Genomic DNA, 20,940 nt, shown 5'->3' on the forward strand with positions numbered 1-20,940 from the left:
ACCGGCAAAAATCAGGCGGAATGCAGGGAAGTGTATGGCAGCAGGGCCAGGAAACGGGCGCGCTTGATGGCCGTATCCAGCTGACGCTGATAGTGTGCCTTGGTGCCCGTCAGGCGTGCCGGCATGATCTTGCAGTTTTCCTGGATGAAATCTTTCAGGGTATCGATATCCTTGTAATCGATCTGTTCTACGTTTGCTACGGTGAAACGGCAGAATTTCTTGCGTTTGAACAGTGGGTTCTGCTGTTTGCGTTTGTCCTTGTTTTTGTTCTTGTCGAATTTTTTACCAAATGCCATTTTCGGCTCCTGTATATAAAAGGTTTGGCCTATTCAATCGATGAAAAGCCGGTGATATGAAACAGAAGATTCCTGCTTTTGAGACTTTTTGCCGCCAGAAAACCCGTGAAATGGTAAAACGGACCGGTTTCCAGTTTTGCAAACGATTCCGAAATATCGCCGATCACGATGGCAGGTATTTCGAATTCGACGTTCCGGCCGATTTCCGCTTCCCACTGTTGGGAACGATGCCACAATCGGGTTGCGATGACCGGTATGCCTGCCGGAGTGTATCGTACCGCTTCGCGTTCGATGATTCTGGCAGTCAGCCGGAGGCGGTTTTCAGCAGTCAGGGAATTCTCCTGTCGCGGTTTTGTCAGGCTGAAGCGGTCTGTTCTGCCGGGGCAGGGGCTGCCTTGGCGGATTCTTCCTTCTGTGCCGATTTCATCATCGGGGAAGGACCGGTTTCAGCATGTTTCATTTTGACCGTCAGATGACGCAAAATGGCATCGTTGAACTTGAATGCGGTTTCCAGTTCATTCAGGGTTTCGCTGTCGCATTCGATGTTCATCAGAACATAGTGGGCCTTGGCGAACTTGTTGATCATGTAGGCCAGCTGACGGCGGCCCCAGTCTTCAACACGATGGATTTTTCCGCCGCGCGATGTGACATTGTTTTTGTAACGTTCGATCATGGCCGGAACCTGTTCGCTCTGGTCAGGATGAACGATAAAGACGATTTCGTAGTGACGCATGCATACTCCTTTTGGACGTTAAAATAGCCCGCCCCGGCGTCAAGTCAGGTGCGGGAAGAAGAAAATCCTGCAATTCTACCGCGTTACGTATTTATTGGCAATATATGCTATACCGGCCCGTTTGGCGTTTCCTGAAAAACGCTGTCGAATCGGTGGAAAAACAGCACTTTCTCTTTTAAAATACTGGGTAAATGAACAGACTATAAAAATTTCCAGTCAAATATTATCAGTCGTTTCCATTCTTACGAGGGCCTTATGATAAAGCTGACCGCACGTCAACAGGAAATTCTGGAACTGATTGTCCAGTCGATCGACAAGACAGGGTTCCCGCCGACACGCGCGGAAATCGCCGCCGAACTGGGATTCAAGTCCGTCAATGCAGCAGAGGAACATTTGCAGGCGCTGGCAAGAAAAGGCGTCATTGAAATGGTTCCGGGTATTTCACGGGGTATCCGTCTTTTGCATGACGTGGGGAAGATAACACTTTCCGAACCACAGAAGCAGGAACAGTATGCGGTTCCGCTTGTCGGGCGTGTTGCGGCGGGTTCGCCTATTCTGGCCCAGGAGCATGTCGAGAAAACCTATTTTCTGGATCCGTCGCTTTTTTCGGAAAAACCGGATTATTTGTTGAAGGTCAGGGGATTGTCCATGCGCGATATCGGTATTCTGGAAGGTGATCTTGTCGCTGTCAGGAAAACGGAAAAGGCTCGGAACGGGCAGATTGTTGTGGCACGTCTGGGGGATGATGTGACGGTCAAGCGGTTCCGCAAGACCGGTCAGATGATCGAACTGATTTCCGAAAATCCTGACTTTGCACCGATCCGGGTCAATACCGATGCGGACGGTTTCAGGATTGAAGGACTGGTTGTCGGGCTGTTGCGTACCTGGCAGTGATTCATTCCCTTTGTCCGGTAGTCAGGCGTTTTTCGATTTGTCGTGCGATGCCGCGCAGAATATTCACTTCTTCCGTTTCAAGACCGCTTCGCGAAAACAGCCTTTTGAGGCGTGGCATCAGTTTTTTTGGATTGTCCGGATTCAGGAATCCGATGGCGGTCAGCGCTTCTTCCAGATGGGTCAGCATGCCGTGAATCTGTTCGACGGATGCAGGTTGTCCATGGAAACCGACGGGGCTGTTTTCCGTTACGGATGTGTCGTTTCGCAGTAGTGCGATCCGGCTTTCATAAGCCAGAACCTGAACGGCCTGTGCGAGATTGAGGGATGAGTAAACCGGGTTGGCGGGAATGTGGATGAGCGCCTGACAGGATTCGACGGCATCGTTGGGCAAGCCATAGCGCTCGTTTCCGAAGACGAGTGCACAGTTGATCCGCACGTCCGGCAAGACGGTTTCGGCAAATTTTCTCGGCGTCAGGACAGGGGGCGAGAATTCGCGTAACCGTGCCGATACGGCAGCAGCGAACCGGCAGCCGTCCAGCGCTTTTTCAATGTTGTCGACGATTTCCGCGTTTTCCAGAATATCCTGGGCACCGCTGGCGAAAGCAATGGCTTCCTCATGGGTGAGGACATTGTCGAAGCGGGGACGCACCAGTACAAGACGATGGAATCCCATGGTTTTGATGGCGCGTGCCGCCGCGCCGACATTGCCGGGATGGCTGGTTTCGACAAGGACAAAACGCAACGAGTGAAAAATGGATGTGTCGGTTTCTGGCAGGTTCATTTACAATATAAAGTTTATGAAAAAACAAAACGGCATATTCCGGTCATGTCCTGTTTTTTTTGCCGGTTTGTCCGTTTTCGGTGAATCATTATGACACTGTGCCTTTTTTTCCGATATGGCCGGTGACGTTTTTATACGAATACGCTATGCAACCAATGCTTAATACGGCGGTAAAGGCGGCTCGCCTTGCCGGAACGATCATCAACCGCGCTTCATTCGATCTCGAACAGATCGCCGTCGAACAGAAAGAACAGAACGATTTTGTCACGGAAGTGGACAAGGCAGCAGAGGCGAAGATCATCGATGTGCTGCTTTCTGCCTATCCGTCACATGCCATTCTGGCTGAAGAATCGGGTGCCTCGAACGGCATGAATGACGAAAGCGAAAATGTCTGGATCATCGATCCGATCGATGGAACGACCAATTTCATGCACGGTTTTCCCTGCTATTGCGTATCGATCGCATTGCGCCAGCGGGGTGTGATCACTCAGGGCGTGATTTACGACCCGGTTCATAACGATCTGTTCACCGCGTCGAAGGGCGCAGGTGCTTTTCTGAACAACCGCCGTATCCGTGTCAGCAAAACGGATCGTCTTTCCAGGGCGCTGATCGGAACGGGCTTTGCAGGCCGCAAGAAAAATCCCGAAGCGCTGAAGGAATTTCTGCGTATGTTCGAAACCATGACGATGAATTGCCAGGCTGTTCGCCGTCCGGGTTCCGCTGCACTGGATCTGGCTTATGTGGCATGCGGTCGCTATGACGGTTATTACGAAAAGGCGCTCAATATCTGGGATATCGCTGCCGGTTCGCTGCTGGTATCGGAGGCAGGCGGTATCGTGGCCGACTTCGGCGGAGAATCCGGTTTTCTGGAATCGGGAAATATCGTGGCAGGTACGCCCCGGGTCTTCGCACAGATGTTGCCACTGTTGAAAGCAGCCGAATAAGGCATGACCGCCAGCTTCGGTATTTGACATGTATACGGATTCGTCGGGAAAACGGCTCGATCTGTTTTGTCAGGTTATCGACAATTTCGGTGATGCGGGGGTTTGCTGGCGTCTTGCCAGACAGTTGGCGGGTGAATACGGCTTTCGTGTCAGGCTGTGGATTGACAAGCCGGAGGTTTTGCAAAAAATCTGTCCTGAAATCCTGCCCGACAGGGTTGAACAGAAAGTTTCCGGTGTTTCCGTCATGTTGTGGCCTGAGGCCTTTCCGTTTTTTTTGCCGGATGATATACCAGATGTGGTGATCGAAGGTTTCGGCGCGCGTTTGCCGGAATCATATGTCCGACGCATGGCGGAAAGACTGCATGCGCCGGTCTGGATCAATCTGGAATATCTGAGTGCGGAATCATGGGTCGGCGAGAGCCATCTCATGGCTTCGCCGCAGTCCTGGATACCATTGACGAAATATTTTTATTTTCCGGGGTTTGCCGGCAATACCGGTGGCCTGATACGGGAAGCGGGTTTGTTCGACGAGCGTGACGCATGGCAGACCGATTCGTCGGGTATCGCCCGTTTTTTGCCGACGGAGATGGCTGATGGTGCGAAACGTCCGCTGCTGGTTTCACTTTTCTGTTATCCCGATGCGCCGGTGTTTTCATTGTTCGATCTCTTCGGACAGTGTGGCCATGAGATCGTTTGTCTGGTACCGGAAGGGGTTGCGACGGATGTGTTGGTGTCGTTCATGCAGCGGCCGGCGCAGGCCGGAACACAGTTTCGCAAGGGAACATTGACCGTCAGGATATTGCCGATGGTGCCACAGGCCGATTATGACCGCCTGTTATGGTCTTGCGACCTCAATTTCGTCCGTGGCGAGGATTCGTTTGTCCGGGCACAGTGGGCAGCGCGTCCTTTTGTCTGGCATATCTATCCTCAGGAAGATGATGCCCATCGTGTCAAACTCGATGCATTTCTCGATTGCTATCTGGCAGGTTTGCCGGCGGCGCATGCCGAAACGGTTCGGCATTTCTGGTATGCATGGAACGGGGTTGGAGAGATGTGCTGCGACGACGAAAACGGAGAAAAATTTCTGGAAATCTTGCCATCATTGAAACAGTATGGCAGGGACTGGGCGAAAAAATTGGCACTCCACGCAGATTTGGCCTCCGGTTTGGTACGATTTATCAATACTTTGCGTTAAAGTATTTTTTATATTTTCATGAACTGATTTTTTTGTTTAAAATCAATTTATTACAGTTTTTTTGTTTTTGTTTTTCTCATCCATGTCTAAACGGCGTTTAGACATGACGGGCTGAACGACGTCTTTTTTGTCACGCCTATAGATGGCCGTCGTGCTGCTTTGTTTGTGTCCCAGCAGCTTCTGTGCATCGCTATGCGTGTCAGAATCGGAGGCCGCTTTGGCGCGCAAATCCCGAAACTGGAACGGCTGGAAATCAAGATTGTTTTTCTCAGCGTAAAGGATAGCCAGATTCCTTGCTCTCGCAAATTTGGTCTGTAGCGTGTTGATCCTGATGGGCTGCCCATGTTGATTGCATACCAGGGTTTTACCGACGATGTTCCGCTGTCTGATGTTATTGATAACCTGTTCGAGTTCTCCTGTCACAGCGATCCGCACAGTCTGGCCTGTCTTATGCTGAACAATGGTCAGCACATTGTCTTTGATGTCTGTCCAGCACATGTTGAGTGTGTCAGATGGTCTCTGGCCGGTGAGGTAGGCAATGCGCATCGCGTCCTGCAATGGTCGATCGGCAAATTGCATGACGAGATCGTAATCCTGATCACGCACATAGATATTTCGTCTGGAGTTACCGGACAGCTGGCGCGTCAGTCCAGTTACAGGATTCGGTGTCGTCATGTATCCTCGCAGTCTTGCCCAGTCAAACAGCATGGACAAATATCTGATTTCCATCTTTCCGCTGATTTTTGACGAGCGTTCATGATGATAGCGCAATAGATGAGCCGGTTTGATTGCGTTTATATCCATTCTGCCAAAGACAGGGGAGAGCATTTTCCACATCGCAGCATAGTTTTTGAGCGTAATGTCCGACAGACCGGATTCTTTCTTGTCTTTCGCCCATTCCCAGTATTTACCATGAACAGCCTCAATGCTGTTCTGTGCTATCGATGGTCTTCCTTCGATTTCTGCCCATTTACGTTTTGCTTCATTCAGATTTTTTCCAAGCGGGATGAGTTTCTTTTTACCGTTTTCGTCGCGCTGACACTCGTAGTAATACCAGACTGAGACAGAGCCATCCTTTTTGATACGGGTACGCTTTGTCATACGCAAGGGCAGATCGAAGTATTTTGTTTTTCGAGCAATCATTTTTTAACTTGCGAAAAATCCGGTTCAGTTTCAAGAACAGATGCAGCTTTTCCGCTCAATCGCTGACGGCAATAGATACGACTTACAACAGGGACATTTCGGGCATTAACAAGAAAAACAAATCCTCTGTCTCTCAACCATTTGATCTGGTCTGTATTGGTTTTATAACCGGTCAACTGTGCCATTTCTTTTGGATCAAGAAACTCCCCCATCACGCCACCTTTTTCACTTCATGGTTGTGGTTCCATTCCAGCAGGCGTTGCAGTGTATTCCAGTTGTCCACGGCGCCTTTTTTGTTCCTGGCGCTGTGAGATGCCACGCCACAGTCGCAGACGCATTGCCATGTGGTATGTGCGATATTGGCCGGCATCAGGATCGGAACGCGCCGGCAGCTGAAACATCGGTCGATCATGTCTGTTCTCCTCAAGCCCGCGTAATGCGGGCTTTATCGTGTGAAATCAAATTAAGCTCTTTCCATCCCAAGCCTTCGGCTCAGAGCAGTCATACACGCATCGAATAACTGTCTGATCTTTGCAAGATTCACCCAACCCGGGTCGGAAATGATTCTGGTGACCGTATCGAACGGGTCTGGCATTGGCGTGATCTGTACTTTTCCCTCATGACTGATATTCAAAACAAACTGGTGACGCCACAATGAACCAGCCAACAGTCCCGCCAGTACATCATCCGGAATTTCCATCGATGGAGTGACGTTACCGCCTCTGGCCTTTTCGGCGACGTCTTCAATATATTTGTTGGCGATCGCACGAACACGCATGAATTCGTCAGGATCGAACAGATTGATGTGGGAATGTGCCTCCTGCTTCGGCAACGCTGGCACGGGTTCAGGCATGGTCTTGATGTATTCGCATGCCTCGTCGAAACGACTTGACGGCAGGTCTTTGTAGCTGGCCAGCCTGAAATGATTGTTGAAGCGTGACCATGCGTAGGGGCGGTCTTTGCCGGATGGAAAGCGTTCGGCGATCAAGGTAGCTAATTCGCCTTGCTGGGCCTTGGAAATGGTCAGCGAGTAGGCGCCGGTTTTCCGGATAGCAGGCAGGACTTCTTCCATAACCCACGTCTCGAACTTTTCTGCTTCCGGTTTCTTGGAACGAATAATCAGGCGGTACAAGTTGGATTCGTTGATGTATGTAAGTTCCTGATTACCTTTTTCAGTAAGGGTGTCGCGTTTCGCTACACCCTTCGTTTTGCAATGTTTTGAAACAGCGTCTCTTGAATTGACATATCCGAGAACTGAACAAACGTCAGTAGCACAGAACCAGACTTCACCATCGATGGCGACAGTACGAACGGTATTGGATTGAAATTGAAATTCGACAGGCGCGGACGCGCACAGAGATACGTTAGACATGGTATGTCTCCTAGAACAAGTTTTTGGAACTTGCATACCCAGCTGCCAAGCAGGGTGGGCAAGAGCTTGCAGGTTGGCAGACCGCGTTCTAGGAAACGGCACACCCGAAGGTGTCCCGCAAACTCCGCCCATAACAGGAGACTTGCGCACAAAAAAACCGCACAAAACAAGGTTCAGGCGGTGTGCGCCTAGAATCAACGAGCTGCCAAGCCCGGCACGCTTTTTCTCACGTGCAGGGTCAGTATATCCGCAAGTGGTTGTCTGTGCAATCATTTCAAAATCCTCAGAAAGGAATATCCGAATCGTCATCTGTAGGTTGAGCAGGGCGCCGTCCGGTCTGTTTGGCTTCGGCATAGCTGTTGCGCTGTGCCGGCTGTTTCGTGCCGGCAGGCTGCGCGCTGCCGTCCTGTTTGCTTCCCAGCATCTGCATGGTGTCACCGATGATTTCGGTGGCATAACGCTCGATTCCTTCGCGGTCGGTATATTTGCGTGTCCTGATACGGCCTTCGACATAAACCTGCGATCCCTTCTTCAGATACTGGCCAGCGATTTCTGCGAGCTTGCCGAAGAAGGAAATGCGGTGCCATTCGGTCTGTTCCTTCATGTCACCGGTCGCCTTGTCGCGCCAGCGGTCAGTCGTGGCAATTGCAATGCTGGTGACCTGTTCGCCGCTCGGCAGATACCGGTTTTCCGGATCGCGGCCGAGATGGCCGATGAGGATGACTTTGTTGATCGATGCCATCTTTTTCGCCTTTCTCTAATTCGCTTTATCGACACCAAGAATCTCACCGAGGCACATTGCGGCATACTTCACATGAGCGAATGACGATCCTTCGATATTCAATTTAGCGCCATAAACATCAATTCTCACTATCACTTCATCGCCCGCCATTCCCTGATTGATAAGTACATCGCTATTTGGTGGCGGTGGCGGGAGCGGTGTTTCCTTTCTTTTTTTCAAAGCCATTACAACCCCTATTTCAATACGTTGATGCCGTCTGTCCGGCTGTCAAGCGTCTTTCCGCTTTGCCAATTTAGAAAGGTCTAGGAGCTAATCCCCAGATAAGCGACAAAGAACGTAATCGCCTGAGAATCATCCGCAAAAGCAGGCGTCATGGTCGTTTCGCCATGATGTAAACCGACTGGATCAATCGGCTTGCATAATGGCCCCTGTTTGAGGAAACAGGGGGAACCGATCAATTAGCTGGCAAACGGATTTCCGAAGAAGAACGGCTGACCACATTCAGACTTGATCTTTTCGATAATGGTGTCCGTCGCAGCTTTCATGACGAGATCAGGGCGGATGAGCTCATACCAGAACACAACCTTGCCTTCGCGGTGTCGGTAGCGGAGCCGGGCATTGATCTGATAGGCGTCACATCCGAAATAAACCGGGATACCGATGGCAAATCGGTCAAATACCTTCATCTGTTCGATGGTCCCTGCGTCGTCGTCCTGGACAAACGTCATATTGACGCCGCCGCTTTGCAGGCGGACCGATGACTTGAATCGGTAATCCTGCTTTGCCTCGAAGTTGAGGGCCATATTGAGGATTTCCGCACTGGATGGGTAGCCTTCCGGACTGGCGATGTCCGTCTGATTGTTGTCAAGGAATTCAGCGAACTCGACTTGTGACATGACGGTTCCGTTTTTACCTATCCATCGCTGATACTCCGGTGAAAACTGCGGCGTAAAGCGTGCGATGTGGTCGCGCCATGCCTGCTCGTCTTCTTTTTCGCCGTGGTCATTGATGACAGCCTGAAACTGAGCTTTGCTGTTGAGGTAATCAACGTTTCCCCAGATCGTGCAGGCGGTAAGCGAACCGTGACGTTTGATGTATTTGATAAAACTGTCTGCGTCTTTGAGCGATACCGTCGCCTTCTTTCGTCTCGGCCTCGGCAACAAGGCTTCGTTGTCGAAGTCCTGTACTTTCCATCCTTCCGGGACGGCGATTTTCCGGAACTGGATTTCATCGTTTTCGTAAACGGTAATCGGTTGTGGCGCGTTCTCGAAAATCGTTTCCGCGATGTTCTTGTTTTCTTCGTCCATGTCAAAGTCCTTTAAGAGTAAGAGGGGGGTTATTGAGCGTTTGCCGTTTTCAGTGGAACGGCAGGAACGTCAACAGTCCTGAGATTGAGCTTTTGCTGGTTCGGATTGTCAGGAACCAGATTGCCTTCCGGTGTGACGAACAAGAGTGCTTCCATCGGTGCTTCTGCCGGTTTCGACAGGGTGGCTTTCCCAGTCACGGTCATGGCTCCGCTGGCCGTTGCACGCTTGACTGTGATTTTCAGTGTGATGGAACCTTGACCGCCTTGCTCATCAACTGCTCTGACCAATTCGGCCATCATGTCGCTTGATTTGTCGATAAATTCGCCGCCTGCGATTTGTCGTAACGTATCGGTGATGGGTCTTACAGACATTTGTTTTCTCCTTTATGTCCCTGTTTTTTAATGGCCGGGCTAAAATCGGCACTCGACAATCATCCAGTCATCAGCAAGCATGTCGGTCTGGCTTGCCAGCCATGGGACATAGTTGCCGTCAACGGTTTTCATTTGGATATATGCGAGATGCACATCGGATAAAGGTTCGATCAGCTGTAACCACATTCCTTGACCGTTCCATCCTTTTCTGGAGACGAGAAATCCCCTTTTGAGTGCCTCGATTGCCAGGCCAAACGGCATGCCATCGGACTGCCTGTACGCTTTGTCGAACACATCCTTGGGTGACCAAGACACATACCCTGCATGGTCTGGCGTATTGGCTGTCGGGCTGTCCTGATATTCGACCAGATAACCAGCGTCCTCAGGATTTTCATTGTCCGGGACTTCCCAGCCGCGATACTTGTTATACTCACCGCGAGTCATCGGTTTCGCATTTATGAGTTTTGTGCCGATAAATTGCTGCATTTGTTTTCTCCTTCATGGGTCCCGGATTTTGGCCAGATCCGGGTAACTGGGTTGTGACAGCACTAATTCAGTTTTTCGTTTTTGGATTCCAGACGTTTCATGAGCACTTTATTGGCGAGCGCAACCATATAAGCCAGATCATCATCATTGGCTTCCAATGACGTGTAGGCCTGATCGCCATCTCTTGCGACAATCAGATACGAATCCACATTGCCGAAAATCTCGCAGAGCATTTCACGTAACTTCACCAGTTCATTGCTCATTTCACGTCTCCTTCAAGGCGTGCTTTGGCTTCTTCGTACATCCGGTTCAGTTCGTCTTGCTGTTCTTGTGGCACGAAGCGGATGCCGTCGGCGGCCATGTAAAGGTCGTCCAGTGTTTTCGCGTTTTCGATCTGGTTGGCGATTTCGGAAGCGGGGATGGTTTCATCCTGTGGTTGTTGTGTGATTTCGCCGGTATCCGGATCGACGGATTCCGCCTTGAGTGCGGCTTTTTTTTCGGCATATGCTTTTCGGGCTTGTTCCTTGTCGTCAGGATTCGTCAGACCGGCAGCCATGTCCGCCGTTTTCTTCAGTTCGTCCAGTGTGGTCGCACTGCCGATTGCAGCCATCACGACCTGCAGTGTGACGGGTTCTCTGGTTGATTTTTTCGCGGCGATCCGGTTTTTCAGGGCGGCGGTTTTTGTCGTGGCGGCCGGTTTCGTCTCATCGATTACGTCGGCTTTGCCCATGTCTTTTTCCGGTACCGGCAGGTCGCTTGCGATTTCGGCGACTTCCACGCCGCGCAAGACATCCGGAAATACGTCGCGCAGTGCATACGCTCTGGCACGCATTTGCATCATGCGTTTGGGATACTGGGTCCATGGCCCCTGTTTGTTGGCCAGTCCTGCTTTCTTTGCATCCGCCATGGTAAAGGTACGAGTGACGGGGTCTTCTCCCTTGCGCTTGATCGTGCAGGTACAGCTTTCGTCTGTCGGTTCTTCCCGGATGTATTCCAGCAGACCGGAGCCGCGGACGATCGCCAGCATGGCGTCTCCCCAGATGGAGGGGCGGCCGTTGATGACGGCGATGTTTTGCATGGCCTGCAATGGCTGCAAGCCGATTTCCATGCCCCACTGGATGGCAACCAGTATGTTGCCGGCATTGCCCTGGTAGTCTTTCGGCACGATGCTGGATTTGCTCAGCATTTCCGCAAATCTCAAGGCTTCATCGATTGATTGCGGGGTGAGGGAAAAGGCCGGTTGTCTCTGTTCTGTTATGGCGGTAGTCATTTCTTGCCTCGTTTGGTAAGTCGTAAAATACGGGATTCGGTTGTTTTGGTGTATTCGGCGACCAGCTCGGGGTGGTCTTCTTTCAGGCGTTTGCTGTCGAGACGATGGGATGTCTGGGTTTTCCATGTCGCCAGCCGGTTGCCCTGACAGGTGATTTCTTCGGCATCGCCGAAAGCGGTCATGATTTGCCGTTTCAGGTCGTCGGCTTCTTCGTTCAGTGACTTGATACGGGCGTTGAGGATTTCCAGTTGTTCGCAGGCGCTGGCGATATCGACATCGACGATGACGGACTTGCCGGCGATGTGGCGCGGCCATTTGCGTGCGGCGTCCTGTACGGTCGCCGGATCCGGCGCGATACCTTTCCGGCAGTTTTTCCAGAATGTGCCGGCCGCGTCGATCATGTCGGCGAACAGTTCCGGGTCGCGCTCGATGGTGAATGTCCGGTAATCATTGCCGCCGATCAGGACGGCCAGATCGGCCACTTGCGTATTCGTAACGCCCAGGTACCACTGGCATTGGCACAGATAGCTGTCCGGTACGAAATCCGTTCCGGGTTCGCCCCATTCGGAGGCGGCGAATCCATTGGCCGTTTTGCATTCCAGTATGCGGTCGGTGGTCAGCTTGCCGTTTTTCCAGCGGACATTGCCGGCGATTTCCGGGACGATGACGGCCCGGTCGATGTTGGCGATGGCGAAGTCGTATTCCGGATGGCGCATTGTCTGGCGTACACGCTGCACACGGCGTCCGGTACGGATCTGGTATTCGGACGCCACCACATCTTCGAGTACGGTTCCCCAGTACATGGAATCGGATTCTTTTGGCGTGATATCAGGCGATGTTTTTTCAAGGAAAACGTCGTAGGGGGTACGCCATGTGGACAGGCCGAGTATGGCGCCGATGTCGGAGCCGCCGATGCCGGTGCGGCGGGTGGCGAGAAAGTCTGTTCTGTTCATTTTCCGCACTCCTTCCGGTAATGGGATGCCACGATCTTGCTGATGCGGACGAGTTGTTCGTCCTGTTCGATGCGGGCGTCATCTGTCCATACGTAGGCGATGAGGCAGCCGAGTACGGTGCCGACGAAAAATGCCGTGATGATGTATCGCCATGCGGTGTCGAGGTGGATGTAGCGGTTCATTTCAGGCCTCGATGATGATGGTTGAGCCGTGTTTCAGTTCGCTTGCGACGAACCGGCACTTCCGCATAAACGTCACGGCATGATTCGTAGAGCCATGCGATGTTTACGCCGTTTCGCGCCATGACATCCATTTGCTGTGCCATTGCGTTCAGTGAGTAGAAGGAAAATTGCTGTTCAGTCATCATTCCACCCCGTAAACAGTTCCCAGTCTTCAGCGAGAATGTCTTTAGTCGTCAGGACTGCCATGCTCATATGACCGTAGCAAGTGAAGTCCGAAATCATTTGGTCGTTGCCGTTTCTGGCAATCCCGTAAGCGCGAGACGGATAGCTTTTCCTGAATACCCGTTCGCCCTGTTTCATCTTTTTGATCGCAAATCCGAAATCCATGTCTCACTCCTGTTCAGTTCTGTCTTTTGCGCATTCCTCGATGGCGCAGTTGGTCAAATGATTGAAAACCTGCATGAGTTGGAAGTACGCTCGCATTCTTCCCAAGGCGTCTTTCTTTTTTTTGGCTGCCTGATAACGCAAGCAGATGGATGCCGCTTCTCCGAACCATGACGGGTCGGATGCCGCTATCTTCTTGCCGACTTCGACTTGTGTTTCGTATTTGTCTGCTTCCAGCTCACGCACGATGTCGTCATGGTTGGATTCATCCATGGACATGAGTGCTTCGTAATCGATGCATTGCGGGTCGCAAGTGCCGATCGGGTATGTGCAGGAATCGCCGGGGCCTGCTGTGATAATTTGTGCGCTCATTTTTTTCACCTGTTTGAGTGATACTCAATATACAAGCGCATGTTACTCAAATATAAATTTTGAGTCAAGCTCAAAATTTATTGTTTTTTGTTGTCGTGGTACTACATTTCGTTGGATGGGAGAGGTTGTCGCTGCATTTGTAAAATATAGCAATAATGCTATAATCCGCTCATGGAAAAGCGATATTCAATCGATTACTACAATGATGATGTTCGGCAGGATATTGACGGTTGGCCGGTTTCTCTCCGTGCGCGCTACGCCAGATTGACTGAACGCATGAAAATATATGGAGGAAATCTCGGCGAACCGCATACGAAGGCCTTCGGGAGTGGGTTATTCGAGTTGCGCGTCAAGGCTGAAGTGGGGATCGGACGTGCTTTTTTTTGCACGAAGGTTGGTCGGAAAATTGTTATTCTTCACAGCTTTATCAAGAAAACACAAAAGACGCCGAAGCGTGATCTGGATATTGCGTTGTCAAGAATGAAGGAGAAAAGAAATGAGTAAAACTCACGAAGAAATGGTATCCGAATGGATGAAGGACCCAGCTTTCCGGGAAGAATACGATAAGCTTGAAGCTGAATTCCAGCTGTTGGATGATATTCTTGCCGCAAGAAATGCAGCTGGTCTGACGCAAGCACAGGTAGCGGAACGTATGGGTACTACGCAATCATCTGTTGCAAGGCTTGAGAAAGGCTTGGCATCCGGTAGTTTGCCGTCGATGTCTATGCTAAAACGGTATGCGCAGGTAGTCGGGAAAAAATTGCATGTACGGTTGGTATAGGATGATGTGATTTCTCCTACATTCGTAAGTGGGAAATCAGTGCTTTATTGCTGACCAGACGACCTTGGCACAAACAATAATTATTGTTAATAACATCGCTATTTTAAAAAACTTGCTTCCTTCTGGTCTATGTTTTGGGTAGTCGCTGATGACAAGTGTTCCATATATCGATACGACAAACCATCCTATAAAGAACATGTAATCATTAAATGTGAAAAATGAATATTTGACAAAAAATATGAGCCCGTATAAAAAAATGAATGATGGGTAAAAACACACAAGTATTCTTGTTAATAGAGTCTTTGTTTCCTTGTCGTTATACCAAGAATCAAATGCAAGATATAGCCAAAAAAGAGAAGCACCAACAATAAAAGCACATTTTAGAACATTTTCCAGAAAGTCTCTGAAATCCATACTACATCCCACTTTTCCTCAATGTCCACCAGCCGAGTACTTTCCCGCAAATGGTCAGTTGATCGGATTGTTCTGCCTTAACGTATTCTGTTTTATAGTTGGTTTCGTTATCGCTTTGTATTGCCAGCCTGCCGTCAAACAAGGCATTCAGACGCTTCAAGAGAAGTTGATTTTGCCATGCCAATACATAAATTCCTTCTGCCTGAAAATGCCGGACGGAGATATCGACAAATACAATATCTCCAGGACGAACTGTTGGCGTCATGGAATCGCCCTTGCAGGTGATGATTTTTATCCGACTGGGATCGACAACTCCCAGCGTTTGACGTGCCCATGATTCAAGTACACGAATTTCCTGCAGGACGTCTGGATATTCGACAGGTTCGCTTCCTGCCCCTGCGCTGGCCTGAACATTCAGTCTTTGGAATGTAATGTAGCCGCTTGTGCTGTTGGAATTTTCCTCAGTAAAGAGTGTTGCGACTGGGACATCGAGGGCACGCGCAATGGCATGCAAGGAATCTTCCGATACCCATTGTGTTCCCTTCTCGATCCTGCTGATGTTTCCGACCTTCAGACCGGCGCGGGCTTCCACGTCTGTCATGGTCAGGTTTCTGGAGAGGCGGATTTCTTTTAGTCGTTGTCCAAATTTCATATTGATATCTTCTTTTGTTTTTGACTTACAGGCAAATAGTTGACAAAACGAAAATCCGTGGTATATTTTGAGCATCACTCAAATATCGGTTATTTTGTATGAGCAGATTGAAGGAATGCAGAAAGAGGCACGGTTTGTCGTTACAGTTTGTTTCCGGCGAATTGGGTATCAGTGCATCACATCTTTCGAGGATTGAGCGCGGTAAGCAAGTCCCATCGCCTAATCTTGCTGAACGTTTGTCCGAATTTTTTGAGGGCAAAATAAGAGAGATTGAAATTCTGTACCCGAAAAGGTTTTCGCAATGAGGACAGTTTATGAAGCGCCGTGAGAAGCTGACCGATGAGGTGAAGGTCTGGCTGGGAGAAACGCTCAAGTCTGATCTGAAGGTGATTGCCGCGAGGCAGGGGTTCGATTCTCTGTCGCCGTTCATCCGAAAAATTCTCCGTGAGTTTGCGTATGGTCATGGTAGCGACCAGCGTGATCTATTGGCAGGGACGGTGAGGGACGATTAGGGGCGGAATTTGTTCAGAGGGAAGGGAAATGACTACAGAGCAAAAAGAGGATCAAAAGAAATTTGATCTTTTGTTGAATCTGTTCGATCTCATCGAAAAGAACATTGATTTGTCAATAAAACTGACGAGATCGAGCTTGAATTTCGATTATCTCCCGGCAGTTCGGGCAAAAAAGTCTGTATCCATCGTCGGTATCGTGCCTGAGGAGGACAAGCATGTCTTTATTAGCGCAAAGCTGGCAGAAGAACTGGGTTCTTTTGGCGCCAGATTCAGTGAGATTTTCGAGAGGATCAATACAGTCGTTTCTGACAAGGGCGCCACAATCTCCGACGTTGACAAGCTTGTATTCACTTTTTATTTCGAGCGGTCGTTGCAGTTCATGAAGTTTCTCACGCGCTTCGATAAGTTCAGATTGCAAAGTAATGAGGGCTTGCTGAGCGCTAACGAGTTGGCCGAGTACATCACTTGCGTCCTTGAGGTTGATGGCCTTGATAGCGGTTTTGGCCGTGCCGATGGCGCTGGTAATAGCGGTGTAAATGGCAGTAAATGATTCGATCATAGGGGCCCTTTTGTGAAAGTTTGTAGTCGGAAACACAAGCATAGCATGGCTGTGTCCCCTGCTTTATAGATAGCCGAGATTGGTGTGGAAATGAAGAGTGTTTCTGGAAAGGACTACCAATACGATGAGAAGGTGCTGACGCGGTACTTCATCGATGAAGGATGGACAGAACGATCGGCTATTGAACTGGCCAGAGGGATGATCGAACGCGGTTCATACCTTCCGGATCATGAGCATACGAAATATTTGAAGCTGGAGCGTGAAAGGCTGAGAGAAAAATCATGAACTATTACGAACGGCATCTAGGCGATTACACCCGTGACACGGCTCATCTGTCCCTGCTGGAGCACGGTGTTTACACAATCCTGCTGGATCGTTACTACATTTCCGAGCAGGGCATACCGGACGACAAAAAGTATCGTTATGCCAGGGCGCATAGCAAGGCCGAGCGCAAGGCGGTTGATGTCGTTCTGGACGAGTTTTTCCATCTTGAGAATGGCGTCTGGAAGAACGGTCGTGCAGAAGAGGAAATCGCGGACTATCAGAACAAGGCGCGCGCCAACAAGGGAAACGGGGCGAAGGGTGGACGTCCAAAGCGGATTTTCGATGAAACGGATGAAACCGAACGAAAACCCAAACAAAACCCAACAGAAACCCAGACAAAACCCAACGATAACCCACAAGAAACCCACGAAGAACCCACGCAAAACCCTAACCAGTCCCCAGTAACCAGTATAAAAGAAACCCCCTCACTATCGTTCGGGGGTAAAGAAAGCGCGCCGGAAAAACCCAACGGAAACCCAACGGGTAACCCGGATGCGTTTGTGGAGAAACCCGGCGATATTTCATCGGTTTTGCGACAGTACGGGATACAGGGCAATCCGCAGCATCCGAAGGTCATTGCTCTGGCGGATCATCGCATACGGATCGGCACCGTGGCCGCGGCTTGCCAGCTTGCACGTGACCGAAAACCGAACGAGCGAATACCCGCAGGCTATGTGATCGCCATCCTCGAGGGATGGTTGCGCGAAGCTGAAAATTCTGGAGAAACCGAGATCAGACCGAAGGAAACACGAGATGCGGAAAATCAGCGAATACTTGACGAACTCACCGGACGGACACGCAGAGCCAATGAGGCCCGAACAATCGACGCGCAAGCCCGCTTCGTTGGATAACGTCGAGGCGCTCTTTGCGAAGTTTTCCGCCATGTACGGCACTCGCTTCGCACAGATGTGGAAAGGTACGGATCTGTCTGTCGTGAAAGTCACGTGGGCGGATGCACTGTCCGGGCTTACCGTGCGAGAAGTCAGAACTGGTCTTGAAGCATGCAAGATGCGTCCATGGCCGCCCACATTGCCGGAATTTTTGCTTATGTGCCGGCAGGATCAAGACTTCGAAAAAGCGTTTGCCGAAGCACAGGAACAGGTTTGCAAGCGGCAATCGGGGAAAGATGTCTGGTCGAAAAAAGCTGTTTACTGGACTGCTGTTGAATTCGGCTTTTTCGATTTGAGGTGTTCATCATGGGAATCTGCCAAGAAAAAATGGTCCCGGATTTTTTCTGCGAATCTTTCTCGTGATGACGAATTGCCTGACGTGCCTGAATTTCGTCATGCGTTGCCTGCTCCTGGTGAATCAGTCACGGACAGACAAACTGCTCTTGAAAAACTTGCTGAATTGAAACGACGTTTATCGCAAAAGGGGGATCTATGTGCGATTTGAAAACAGGGCAAAAGGTGATTACGCCATCCGGACGGCTGGCGACGGTCAGGAAAGTTTTATCTGGTCCTTTTAGAAGGGATGCTTTCGACAGGGTTGTTTGTCAATACGATGATGTCGAAAACGATCAGAAAAATCTTGTCACGCTGCAACCGCACCTGTTGAAGAAAGCGAATTGAAAATGAAACCGTCGATCCTTGCGCTGGGGCGCATGAAAACAGGTCAGATGAACAAGACAGAGACTGAGTATGCGGAGCATCTTCAGATTTTGAAAAACTGCGGCGAGATAGCCTGGTACCGGTTCGAGGGCATGAAGTTCAGGCTGGCGGACAACACGTTTTACACGCCGGATTTCGCGGTGATGCGATCCGACGGCAGGCTTGAGATGCACGAAGTCAAGGGGTACTGGCACGACGACGCAAGAGTGAAGATCAAGGTCGCTGCCGAGATGTATCCGGTCGAGTTCTTGGCGGTCAGGAAGAAAACAAGACGTGATGGGCTGGGATGGAAGATAGAGCGTTTCTGATTTCTGGCTTGCTTCCGCGTTTCGCTGCCATGTGGCTGATCGATGCGTCGATGGAAGGTGAACAGGGCAGCAAGAAAAGGATGATTGCGATAGATGAGGCTACGGAAAAATGCAGGTCGCTGTTCCCGGAGCGCTTCCGGCCAGAAGCATCCCGCCGCGAAATTGACTGACAACGAAGTCGAGTTGATCAGGCAGTTGCATGAAGACGGAATGAGCATCCGTGCCATTGCGCGGAAAATGGAAATTTCAAAATCGCAGGTGTGCAGGATTGTGAATTATGACAGCAGGTAGATTGACACAGATTACAGGGCGCGGATATACTGATTCTGCACCGGAAAAAGACGGTGTCGGGATTGGCGTCCCGATAATACACGGCGGACAACCGCCATCAGCGCGGTTTTTTTATGTCCGTGTGTCTCCTGTTATGGGCAGACTGTATGGGGTGCAGCAATGCACGCCGGTTCCGTGTACCCGGTACGCCAACCTGTATAGTCTTGCCCGCCCTGATTGGCGTCAGGGAAGGCAAGTTTCAGAAACTTGTACACGGAGACACATCATGTCCAATCAATCCATTGCTACGTCTGTAGCACCCGTCATTGATATTCCATTTCTCAAAATCCCCCGGTTCCCGGCTGCGATCATATCCGAGCAAATCGACACCATTGAAAAGACGCTGGCGGAACAACATCGCACGCGCCGACTGATGTTGCTCTTTCTGTCGTATGACAGTGAAACCTTCATCGAAAAAGCAAAAGCGATCATAGATGGTGATGAAGACATTTACATGGAAGCGATCGAAGCACTGGACGATTACCAGAAGAAACTGAAATCGCTTTCCGAGCTGGCCAATTCTGCATTCGCAAGATTTCTTTGGGTCGGTGAATACGTTTCGAGAAAAGGAGCCTGATCATGAAAAACATGAACACAGAAGAAAAGAATGAACTGGTCGCAATGGTCGACGGCGAAGCGACAACTACGTCCCTCATTATTGCAGAAGGAACCGGTGTTGAACACGCTTCAATTATGAAGCTGATCAGGAATAATCTTAATGATTTCAATGAGTTCGGCTTGGTCAGATTTGAAATCCGACCAAGATTGCAAGGGCAGCATGGTGGCGGCGATACCGAATATGCCATTCTGAATGAACAGCAAGCAACGCTTCTTTTCTCGTACATGCGCAATTCGGAAATCGTCAAGCAGTTCAAGATCCGGCTGGTCAAGAAGTTCTATGAAATGCGGGACACTATCAGGAATGGATTTGATGTTAATAGCCTGTCCAGAATGGATATCCTGAAACTGGCGATGGAATCAGAACAGGAACGCCTGAGGCTTGAAAATGAAAACCGGTTGCTTGAAAACAAGGTAGCGGAACAGACACCGAAGGCAGAAGGATTTGACAGGATAGCCAATGCGGATGGGCTGTTGAACCTGACCAACGCAGCCAAAAGCCTGAACGTCCGTCCTAAAGACCTGTTCGATTTCCTGCAAGCGAAAAAATGGATATACCGACGTGTCGGAGGGAGGAGTTACAACGCTTATCAGGACAAAATCCAGTGCGGTTATCTCACCCATAAGGTATATGCCATGACACTGGATGACGGGACAGAACGTATCCGGGAGCAGGTTGTTGTCACTCCGAGAGGGTTGACCAAACTGGCGTCCATCGTTCCGCGTGAAGCGGTTCTTGTGTGATAGAAGAGAAGACCCGCGTAATGCGGGTCTTTTCAGGAAGGAAAGGGAAAACAATGACAGATTACTGTACGGCTTCAAGCAGGATATCGGGATGTTTTTCAGCGACCCGAATCAGTGTTCTGGCAGCGCCGGAAGGAGTACGTTTTCCTTGTTCCCAAGCTTGCAGAGTACGGACAGATACACCGATCAGCGTGGCGAAATCGGATTGTGACATTTTGATATTGTTTCGTGCGCGAATTACGTCAGGAACCGAAACAGTGGTTGTTCTGGCTGCTTTTCCGGCTTTCATCTGTTTAACGGATTCCAGTAGCGTATCGCAAAACGCTTGCATTTCCTTATCCATCAAGAGCCTCTTTCAATTTCTTGAGAAAACTGGCGGGCAAATTATCGAATTTCGTCTTGGTATAGGCCAAGAGAAGCCATATATGCCCTTGATCCAACGTATTGTAGTAGATCACACGAACTCCGCCGCTTTTACCCATTCCGCTTCGTTTCCAGCGAACCTTGCGAAGCCCGGAAGTGCCAGGGACAACATCACCGGCAAAAGGATTGTTCGCAATCCAGGAAATGAATTCAAGGCGTTCAGCCTCAGTCCATATTTCTTCAATGGATTTTTGAAAAACGGGGGTTTCGGAAATCGTGTACATATAATAATTATACCAC

At 50.1% G+C, this 20,940-nt stretch carries 39 protein-coding genes; 16 read left to right on the forward strand and 23 right to left on the reverse strand.

Annotated elements, in window-relative coordinates:
- Positions 1 to 11: 11 nt before the first annotated feature.
- From rpsR to rpsF, 3 genes are read right to left on the reverse strand one after another with little or no spacing between them, the layout of a single operon-like run.
- Positions 12 to 296 (reverse strand): 30S ribosomal protein S18, encoded by a 285-nt coding sequence (gene rpsR, locus NAI64_RS05560; protein WP_005876217.1) that lies wholly within the window; start codon positions 294 to 296, stop codon positions 12 to 14.
- A gap of 29 nt (positions 297 to 325) precedes the next feature.
- Positions 326 to 718, reverse strand: coding sequence for a primosomal replication protein N (priB, locus tag NAI64_RS05565; protein ID WP_331282610.1), 393 nt, complete (start codon positions 716 to 718; stop codon positions 326 to 328).
- Complete coding sequence (rpsF, locus tag NAI64_RS05570) at positions 652 to 1,029, reverse strand: 30S ribosomal protein S6 (RefSeq protein ID WP_269298598.1); 378 nt, start codon at positions 1,027 to 1,029, stop codon at positions 652 to 654. The genes priB and rpsF overlap by 67 nt, the downstream gene beginning before the upstream one ends.
- Before the next feature lie 255 nt (positions 1,030 to 1,284).
- Here rpsF and lexA point away from each other — a divergent pair, with 255 nt between their 5' ends.
- Entirely contained in the window at positions 1,285 to 1,923 is a 639-nt protein-coding gene (lexA, locus tag NAI64_RS05575) for a transcriptional repressor LexA (RefSeq protein WP_269298600.1), read from the forward strand.
- 1 nt (position 1,924) lies between these two features.
- Here lexA and NAI64_RS05580 read toward each other — a convergent pair whose 3' ends face one another.
- Positions 1,925 to 2,704 (reverse strand): RNA methyltransferase, encoded by a 780-nt coding sequence (locus NAI64_RS05580; RefSeq protein WP_269298602.1) that lies wholly within the window; start codon positions 2,702 to 2,704, stop codon positions 1,925 to 1,927.
- A 155-nt stretch (positions 2,705 to 2,859) separates the two neighbouring features.
- Between NAI64_RS05580 and NAI64_RS05585 the strand changes: the two genes are divergently transcribed.
- Complete coding sequence (locus tag NAI64_RS05585) at positions 2,860 to 3,648, forward strand: inositol monophosphatase family protein (protein ID WP_269298727.1); 789 nt, start codon at positions 2,860 to 2,862, stop codon at positions 3,646 to 3,648.
- A gap of 28 nt (positions 3,649 to 3,676) precedes the next feature.
- On the forward strand, positions 3,677 to 4,843 hold the full coding sequence (gene earP / locus NAI64_RS05590; protein WP_269298604.1) for an elongation factor P maturation arginine rhamnosyltransferase EarP: 1,167 nt from the start codon (positions 3,677 to 3,679) through the stop codon (positions 4,841 to 4,843).
- A gap of 42 nt (positions 4,844 to 4,885) precedes the next feature.
- Here earP and NAI64_RS05595 read toward each other — a convergent pair whose 3' ends face one another.
- The 16 genes from NAI64_RS05595 to NAI64_RS05670 all read right to left on the reverse strand — a co-directional run bounded on the left by NAI64_RS05595 (position 4,886) and on the right by NAI64_RS05670 (position 13,425).
- On the reverse strand, positions 4,886 to 5,986 hold the full coding sequence (locus NAI64_RS05595) for a tyrosine-type recombinase/integrase (protein ID WP_269298606.1): 1,101 nt from the start codon (positions 5,984 to 5,986) through the stop codon (positions 4,886 to 4,888).
- Entirely contained in the window at positions 5,983 to 6,198 is a 216-nt protein-coding gene (locus NAI64_RS05600; RefSeq protein ID WP_269298608.1) for a DUF4224 domain-containing protein, read from the reverse strand. The genes NAI64_RS05595 and NAI64_RS05600 overlap by 4 nt, the downstream gene beginning before the upstream one ends.
- The gene (locus NAI64_RS05605; protein ID WP_269298610.1) at positions 6,198 to 6,398 is read right to left on the reverse strand and encodes a hypothetical protein; all 201 of its coding nucleotides are present in this window, start codon (positions 6,396 to 6,398) and stop codon (positions 6,198 to 6,200) included. The genes NAI64_RS05600 and NAI64_RS05605 overlap by 1 nt, the downstream gene beginning before the upstream one ends.
- A gap of 51 nt (positions 6,399 to 6,449) precedes the next feature.
- Positions 6,450 to 7,358 carry a BRO family protein gene (locus NAI64_RS05610; RefSeq protein WP_269298612.1) on the reverse strand — a complete coding sequence of 303 codons (909 nt, stop codon included), beginning with the start codon at positions 7,356 to 7,358 and terminating at the stop codon, positions 6,450 to 6,452.
- Positions 7,359 to 7,641: 283 nt separating this feature from the next.
- A complete protein-coding gene (gene ssb, locus NAI64_RS05615) occupies positions 7,642 to 8,100 on the reverse strand; it encodes a single-stranded DNA-binding protein (protein ID WP_269298613.1) in 459 nt (152 codons plus the stop codon).
- A gap of 15 nt (positions 8,101 to 8,115) precedes the next feature.
- Complete coding sequence (locus NAI64_RS05620) at positions 8,116 to 8,325, reverse strand: hypothetical protein (RefSeq protein WP_269298615.1); 210 nt, start codon at positions 8,323 to 8,325, stop codon at positions 8,116 to 8,118.
- Between the two features lie 233 nt (positions 8,326 to 8,558).
- Positions 8,559 to 9,407 (reverse strand): DUF2303 family protein, encoded by an 849-nt coding sequence (locus NAI64_RS05625; RefSeq protein ID WP_269298617.1) that lies wholly within the window; start codon positions 9,405 to 9,407, stop codon positions 8,559 to 8,561.
- Between the two features lie 29 nt (positions 9,408 to 9,436).
- Positions 9,437 to 9,778, reverse strand: coding sequence for a hypothetical protein (locus NAI64_RS05630; protein ID WP_269298618.1), 342 nt, complete (start codon positions 9,776 to 9,778; stop codon positions 9,437 to 9,439).
- Positions 9,779 to 9,817: 39 nt separating this feature from the next.
- On the reverse strand, positions 9,818 to 10,264 hold the full coding sequence (locus tag NAI64_RS05635) for a DUF2829 domain-containing protein (protein ID WP_269298620.1): 447 nt from the start codon (positions 10,262 to 10,264) through the stop codon (positions 9,818 to 9,820).
- A gap of 62 nt (positions 10,265 to 10,326) precedes the next feature.
- On the reverse strand, positions 10,327 to 10,527 hold the full coding sequence (locus NAI64_RS05640; RefSeq protein WP_269298621.1) for a hypothetical protein: 201 nt from the start codon (positions 10,525 to 10,527) through the stop codon (positions 10,327 to 10,329).
- Positions 10,524 to 11,534 (reverse strand): recombinase family protein, encoded by a 1,011-nt coding sequence (locus NAI64_RS05645; RefSeq protein ID WP_269298623.1) that lies wholly within the window; start codon positions 11,532 to 11,534, stop codon positions 10,524 to 10,526. Before NAI64_RS05645 ends, NAI64_RS05640 begins: the two co-directional genes overlap by 4 nt.
- The gene (locus tag NAI64_RS05650; RefSeq protein ID WP_269298625.1) at positions 11,531 to 12,487 is read right to left on the reverse strand and encodes a YqaJ viral recombinase family nuclease; all 957 of its coding nucleotides are present in this window, start codon (positions 12,485 to 12,487) and stop codon (positions 11,531 to 11,533) included. The genes NAI64_RS05645 and NAI64_RS05650 overlap by 4 nt, the downstream gene beginning before the upstream one ends.
- Complete coding sequence (locus NAI64_RS05655; RefSeq protein ID WP_269298627.1) at positions 12,484 to 12,669, reverse strand: hypothetical protein; 186 nt, start codon at positions 12,667 to 12,669, stop codon at positions 12,484 to 12,486. The genes NAI64_RS05650 and NAI64_RS05655 overlap by 4 nt, the downstream gene beginning before the upstream one ends.
- Positions 12,666 to 12,851 (reverse strand): hypothetical protein, encoded by a 186-nt coding sequence (locus tag NAI64_RS05660; RefSeq protein ID WP_269298629.1) that lies wholly within the window; start codon positions 12,849 to 12,851, stop codon positions 12,666 to 12,668. The genes NAI64_RS05655 and NAI64_RS05660 overlap by 4 nt, the downstream gene beginning before the upstream one ends.
- Complete coding sequence (locus NAI64_RS05665) at positions 12,844 to 13,056, reverse strand: Thoeris anti-defense Tad2 family protein (protein WP_269298631.1); 213 nt, start codon at positions 13,054 to 13,056, stop codon at positions 12,844 to 12,846. Before NAI64_RS05665 ends, NAI64_RS05660 begins: the two co-directional genes overlap by 8 nt.
- A gap of 3 nt (positions 13,057 to 13,059) precedes the next feature.
- Positions 13,060 to 13,425 (reverse strand): hypothetical protein, encoded by a 366-nt coding sequence (locus tag NAI64_RS05670; protein WP_269298633.1) that lies wholly within the window; start codon positions 13,423 to 13,425, stop codon positions 13,060 to 13,062.
- A gap of 171 nt (positions 13,426 to 13,596) precedes the next feature.
- Between NAI64_RS05670 and NAI64_RS05675 the strand changes: the two genes are divergently transcribed.
- Positions 13,597 to 13,929, forward strand: a complete 333-nt coding sequence (locus NAI64_RS05675) for a type II toxin-antitoxin system RelE/ParE family toxin (protein WP_269298635.1) — start codon at positions 13,597 to 13,599, stop codon at positions 13,927 to 13,929.
- Complete coding sequence (locus NAI64_RS05680; protein ID WP_269298637.1) at positions 13,922 to 14,206, forward strand: helix-turn-helix domain-containing protein; 285 nt, start codon at positions 13,922 to 13,924, stop codon at positions 14,204 to 14,206. The genes NAI64_RS05675 and NAI64_RS05680 overlap by 8 nt, the downstream gene beginning before the upstream one ends.
- Positions 14,207 to 14,621: 415 nt before the next feature.
- Here NAI64_RS05680 and NAI64_RS05685 read toward each other — a convergent pair whose 3' ends face one another.
- Entirely contained in the window at positions 14,622 to 15,272 is a 651-nt protein-coding gene (locus NAI64_RS05685) for an XRE family transcriptional regulator (RefSeq protein WP_269298638.1), read from the reverse strand.
- A gap of 98 nt (positions 15,273 to 15,370) precedes the next feature.
- Here NAI64_RS05685 and NAI64_RS05690 point away from each other — a divergent pair, with 98 nt between their 5' ends.
- The 11 genes from NAI64_RS05690 to NAI64_RS05740 all read left to right on the forward strand — a co-directional run bounded on the left by NAI64_RS05690 (position 15,371) and on the right by NAI64_RS05740 (position 20,277).
- Positions 15,371 to 15,577: a helix-turn-helix domain-containing protein gene (locus NAI64_RS05690; protein ID WP_269298640.1), complete on the forward strand. Its 207-nt coding sequence runs from the start codon at positions 15,371 to 15,373 to the stop codon at positions 15,575 to 15,577.
- A gap of 9 nt (positions 15,578 to 15,586) precedes the next feature.
- The gene (locus NAI64_RS05695) at positions 15,587 to 15,784 is read left to right on the forward strand and encodes a hypothetical protein (protein WP_269298641.1); all 198 of its coding nucleotides are present in this window, start codon (positions 15,587 to 15,589) and stop codon (positions 15,782 to 15,784) included.
- Positions 15,785 to 15,812: 28 nt separating this feature from the next.
- Positions 15,813 to 16,334 carry a P-loop NTPase family protein gene (locus tag NAI64_RS05700; RefSeq protein WP_269298643.1) on the forward strand — a complete coding sequence of 174 codons (522 nt, stop codon included), beginning with the start codon at positions 15,813 to 15,815 and terminating at the stop codon, positions 16,332 to 16,334.
- Between the two features lie 99 nt (positions 16,335 to 16,433).
- Positions 16,434 to 16,628 (forward strand): hypothetical protein, encoded by a 195-nt coding sequence (locus tag NAI64_RS05705; RefSeq protein ID WP_269298644.1) that lies wholly within the window; start codon positions 16,434 to 16,436, stop codon positions 16,626 to 16,628.
- Entirely contained in the window at positions 16,625 to 17,518 is an 894-nt protein-coding gene (locus NAI64_RS05710) for a YdaU family protein (RefSeq protein ID WP_269298646.1), read from the forward strand. Before NAI64_RS05705 ends, NAI64_RS05710 begins: the two co-directional genes overlap by 4 nt.
- Entirely contained in the window at positions 17,511 to 18,062 is a 552-nt protein-coding gene (locus NAI64_RS05715) for a hypothetical protein (protein WP_269298647.1), read from the forward strand. The genes NAI64_RS05710 and NAI64_RS05715 overlap by 8 nt, the downstream gene beginning before the upstream one ends.
- A 178-nt stretch (positions 18,063 to 18,240) precedes the next feature.
- Positions 18,241 to 18,585 carry a DUF1064 domain-containing protein gene (locus tag NAI64_RS05720; protein WP_269298648.1) on the forward strand — a complete coding sequence of 115 codons (345 nt, stop codon included), beginning with the start codon at positions 18,241 to 18,243 and terminating at the stop codon, positions 18,583 to 18,585.
- Positions 18,564 to 18,755, forward strand: coding sequence for a hypothetical protein (locus NAI64_RS05725; protein ID WP_269298729.1), 192 nt, complete (start codon positions 18,564 to 18,566; stop codon positions 18,753 to 18,755). Before NAI64_RS05720 ends, NAI64_RS05725 begins: the two co-directional genes overlap by 22 nt.
- Positions 18,679 to 18,876 carry a helix-turn-helix domain-containing protein gene (locus NAI64_RS05730; protein WP_269298649.1) on the forward strand — a complete coding sequence of 66 codons (198 nt, stop codon included), beginning with the start codon at positions 18,679 to 18,681 and terminating at the stop codon, positions 18,874 to 18,876. The genes NAI64_RS05725 and NAI64_RS05730 overlap by 77 nt, the downstream gene beginning before the upstream one ends.
- A gap of 265 nt (positions 18,877 to 19,141) precedes the next feature.
- Complete coding sequence (locus NAI64_RS05735) at positions 19,142 to 19,492, forward strand: hypothetical protein (RefSeq protein ID WP_269298650.1); 351 nt, start codon at positions 19,142 to 19,144, stop codon at positions 19,490 to 19,492.
- Positions 19,493 to 19,494: 2 nt separating this feature from the next.
- Positions 19,495 to 20,277 carry a phage regulatory protein/antirepressor Ant gene (locus NAI64_RS05740; RefSeq protein ID WP_269298652.1) on the forward strand — a complete coding sequence of 261 codons (783 nt, stop codon included), beginning with the start codon at positions 19,495 to 19,497 and terminating at the stop codon, positions 20,275 to 20,277.
- A 61-nt stretch (positions 20,278 to 20,338) separates the two neighbouring features.
- Here NAI64_RS05740 and NAI64_RS05745 read toward each other — a convergent pair whose 3' ends face one another.
- Both NAI64_RS05745 and NAI64_RS05750 read right to left on the reverse strand, forming a co-directional pair.
- Entirely contained in the window at positions 20,339 to 20,620 is a 282-nt protein-coding gene (locus NAI64_RS05745; protein WP_269298654.1) for a helix-turn-helix domain-containing protein, read from the reverse strand.
- Positions 20,613 to 20,924: a transcriptional regulator gene (locus NAI64_RS05750; protein ID WP_269298655.1), complete on the reverse strand. Its 312-nt coding sequence runs from the start codon at positions 20,922 to 20,924 to the stop codon at positions 20,613 to 20,615. The genes NAI64_RS05745 and NAI64_RS05750 overlap by 8 nt, the downstream gene beginning before the upstream one ends.
- Positions 20,925 to 20,940: the final 16 nt, after the last annotated feature.

It is taken from the genome of Oxalobacter paeniformigenes, from assembly GCF_027158465.1.
GTDB classification, from domain to species: Bacteria; Pseudomonadota; Gammaproteobacteria; order Burkholderiales; family Burkholderiaceae_D; genus Oxalobacter; species Oxalobacter paeniformigenes.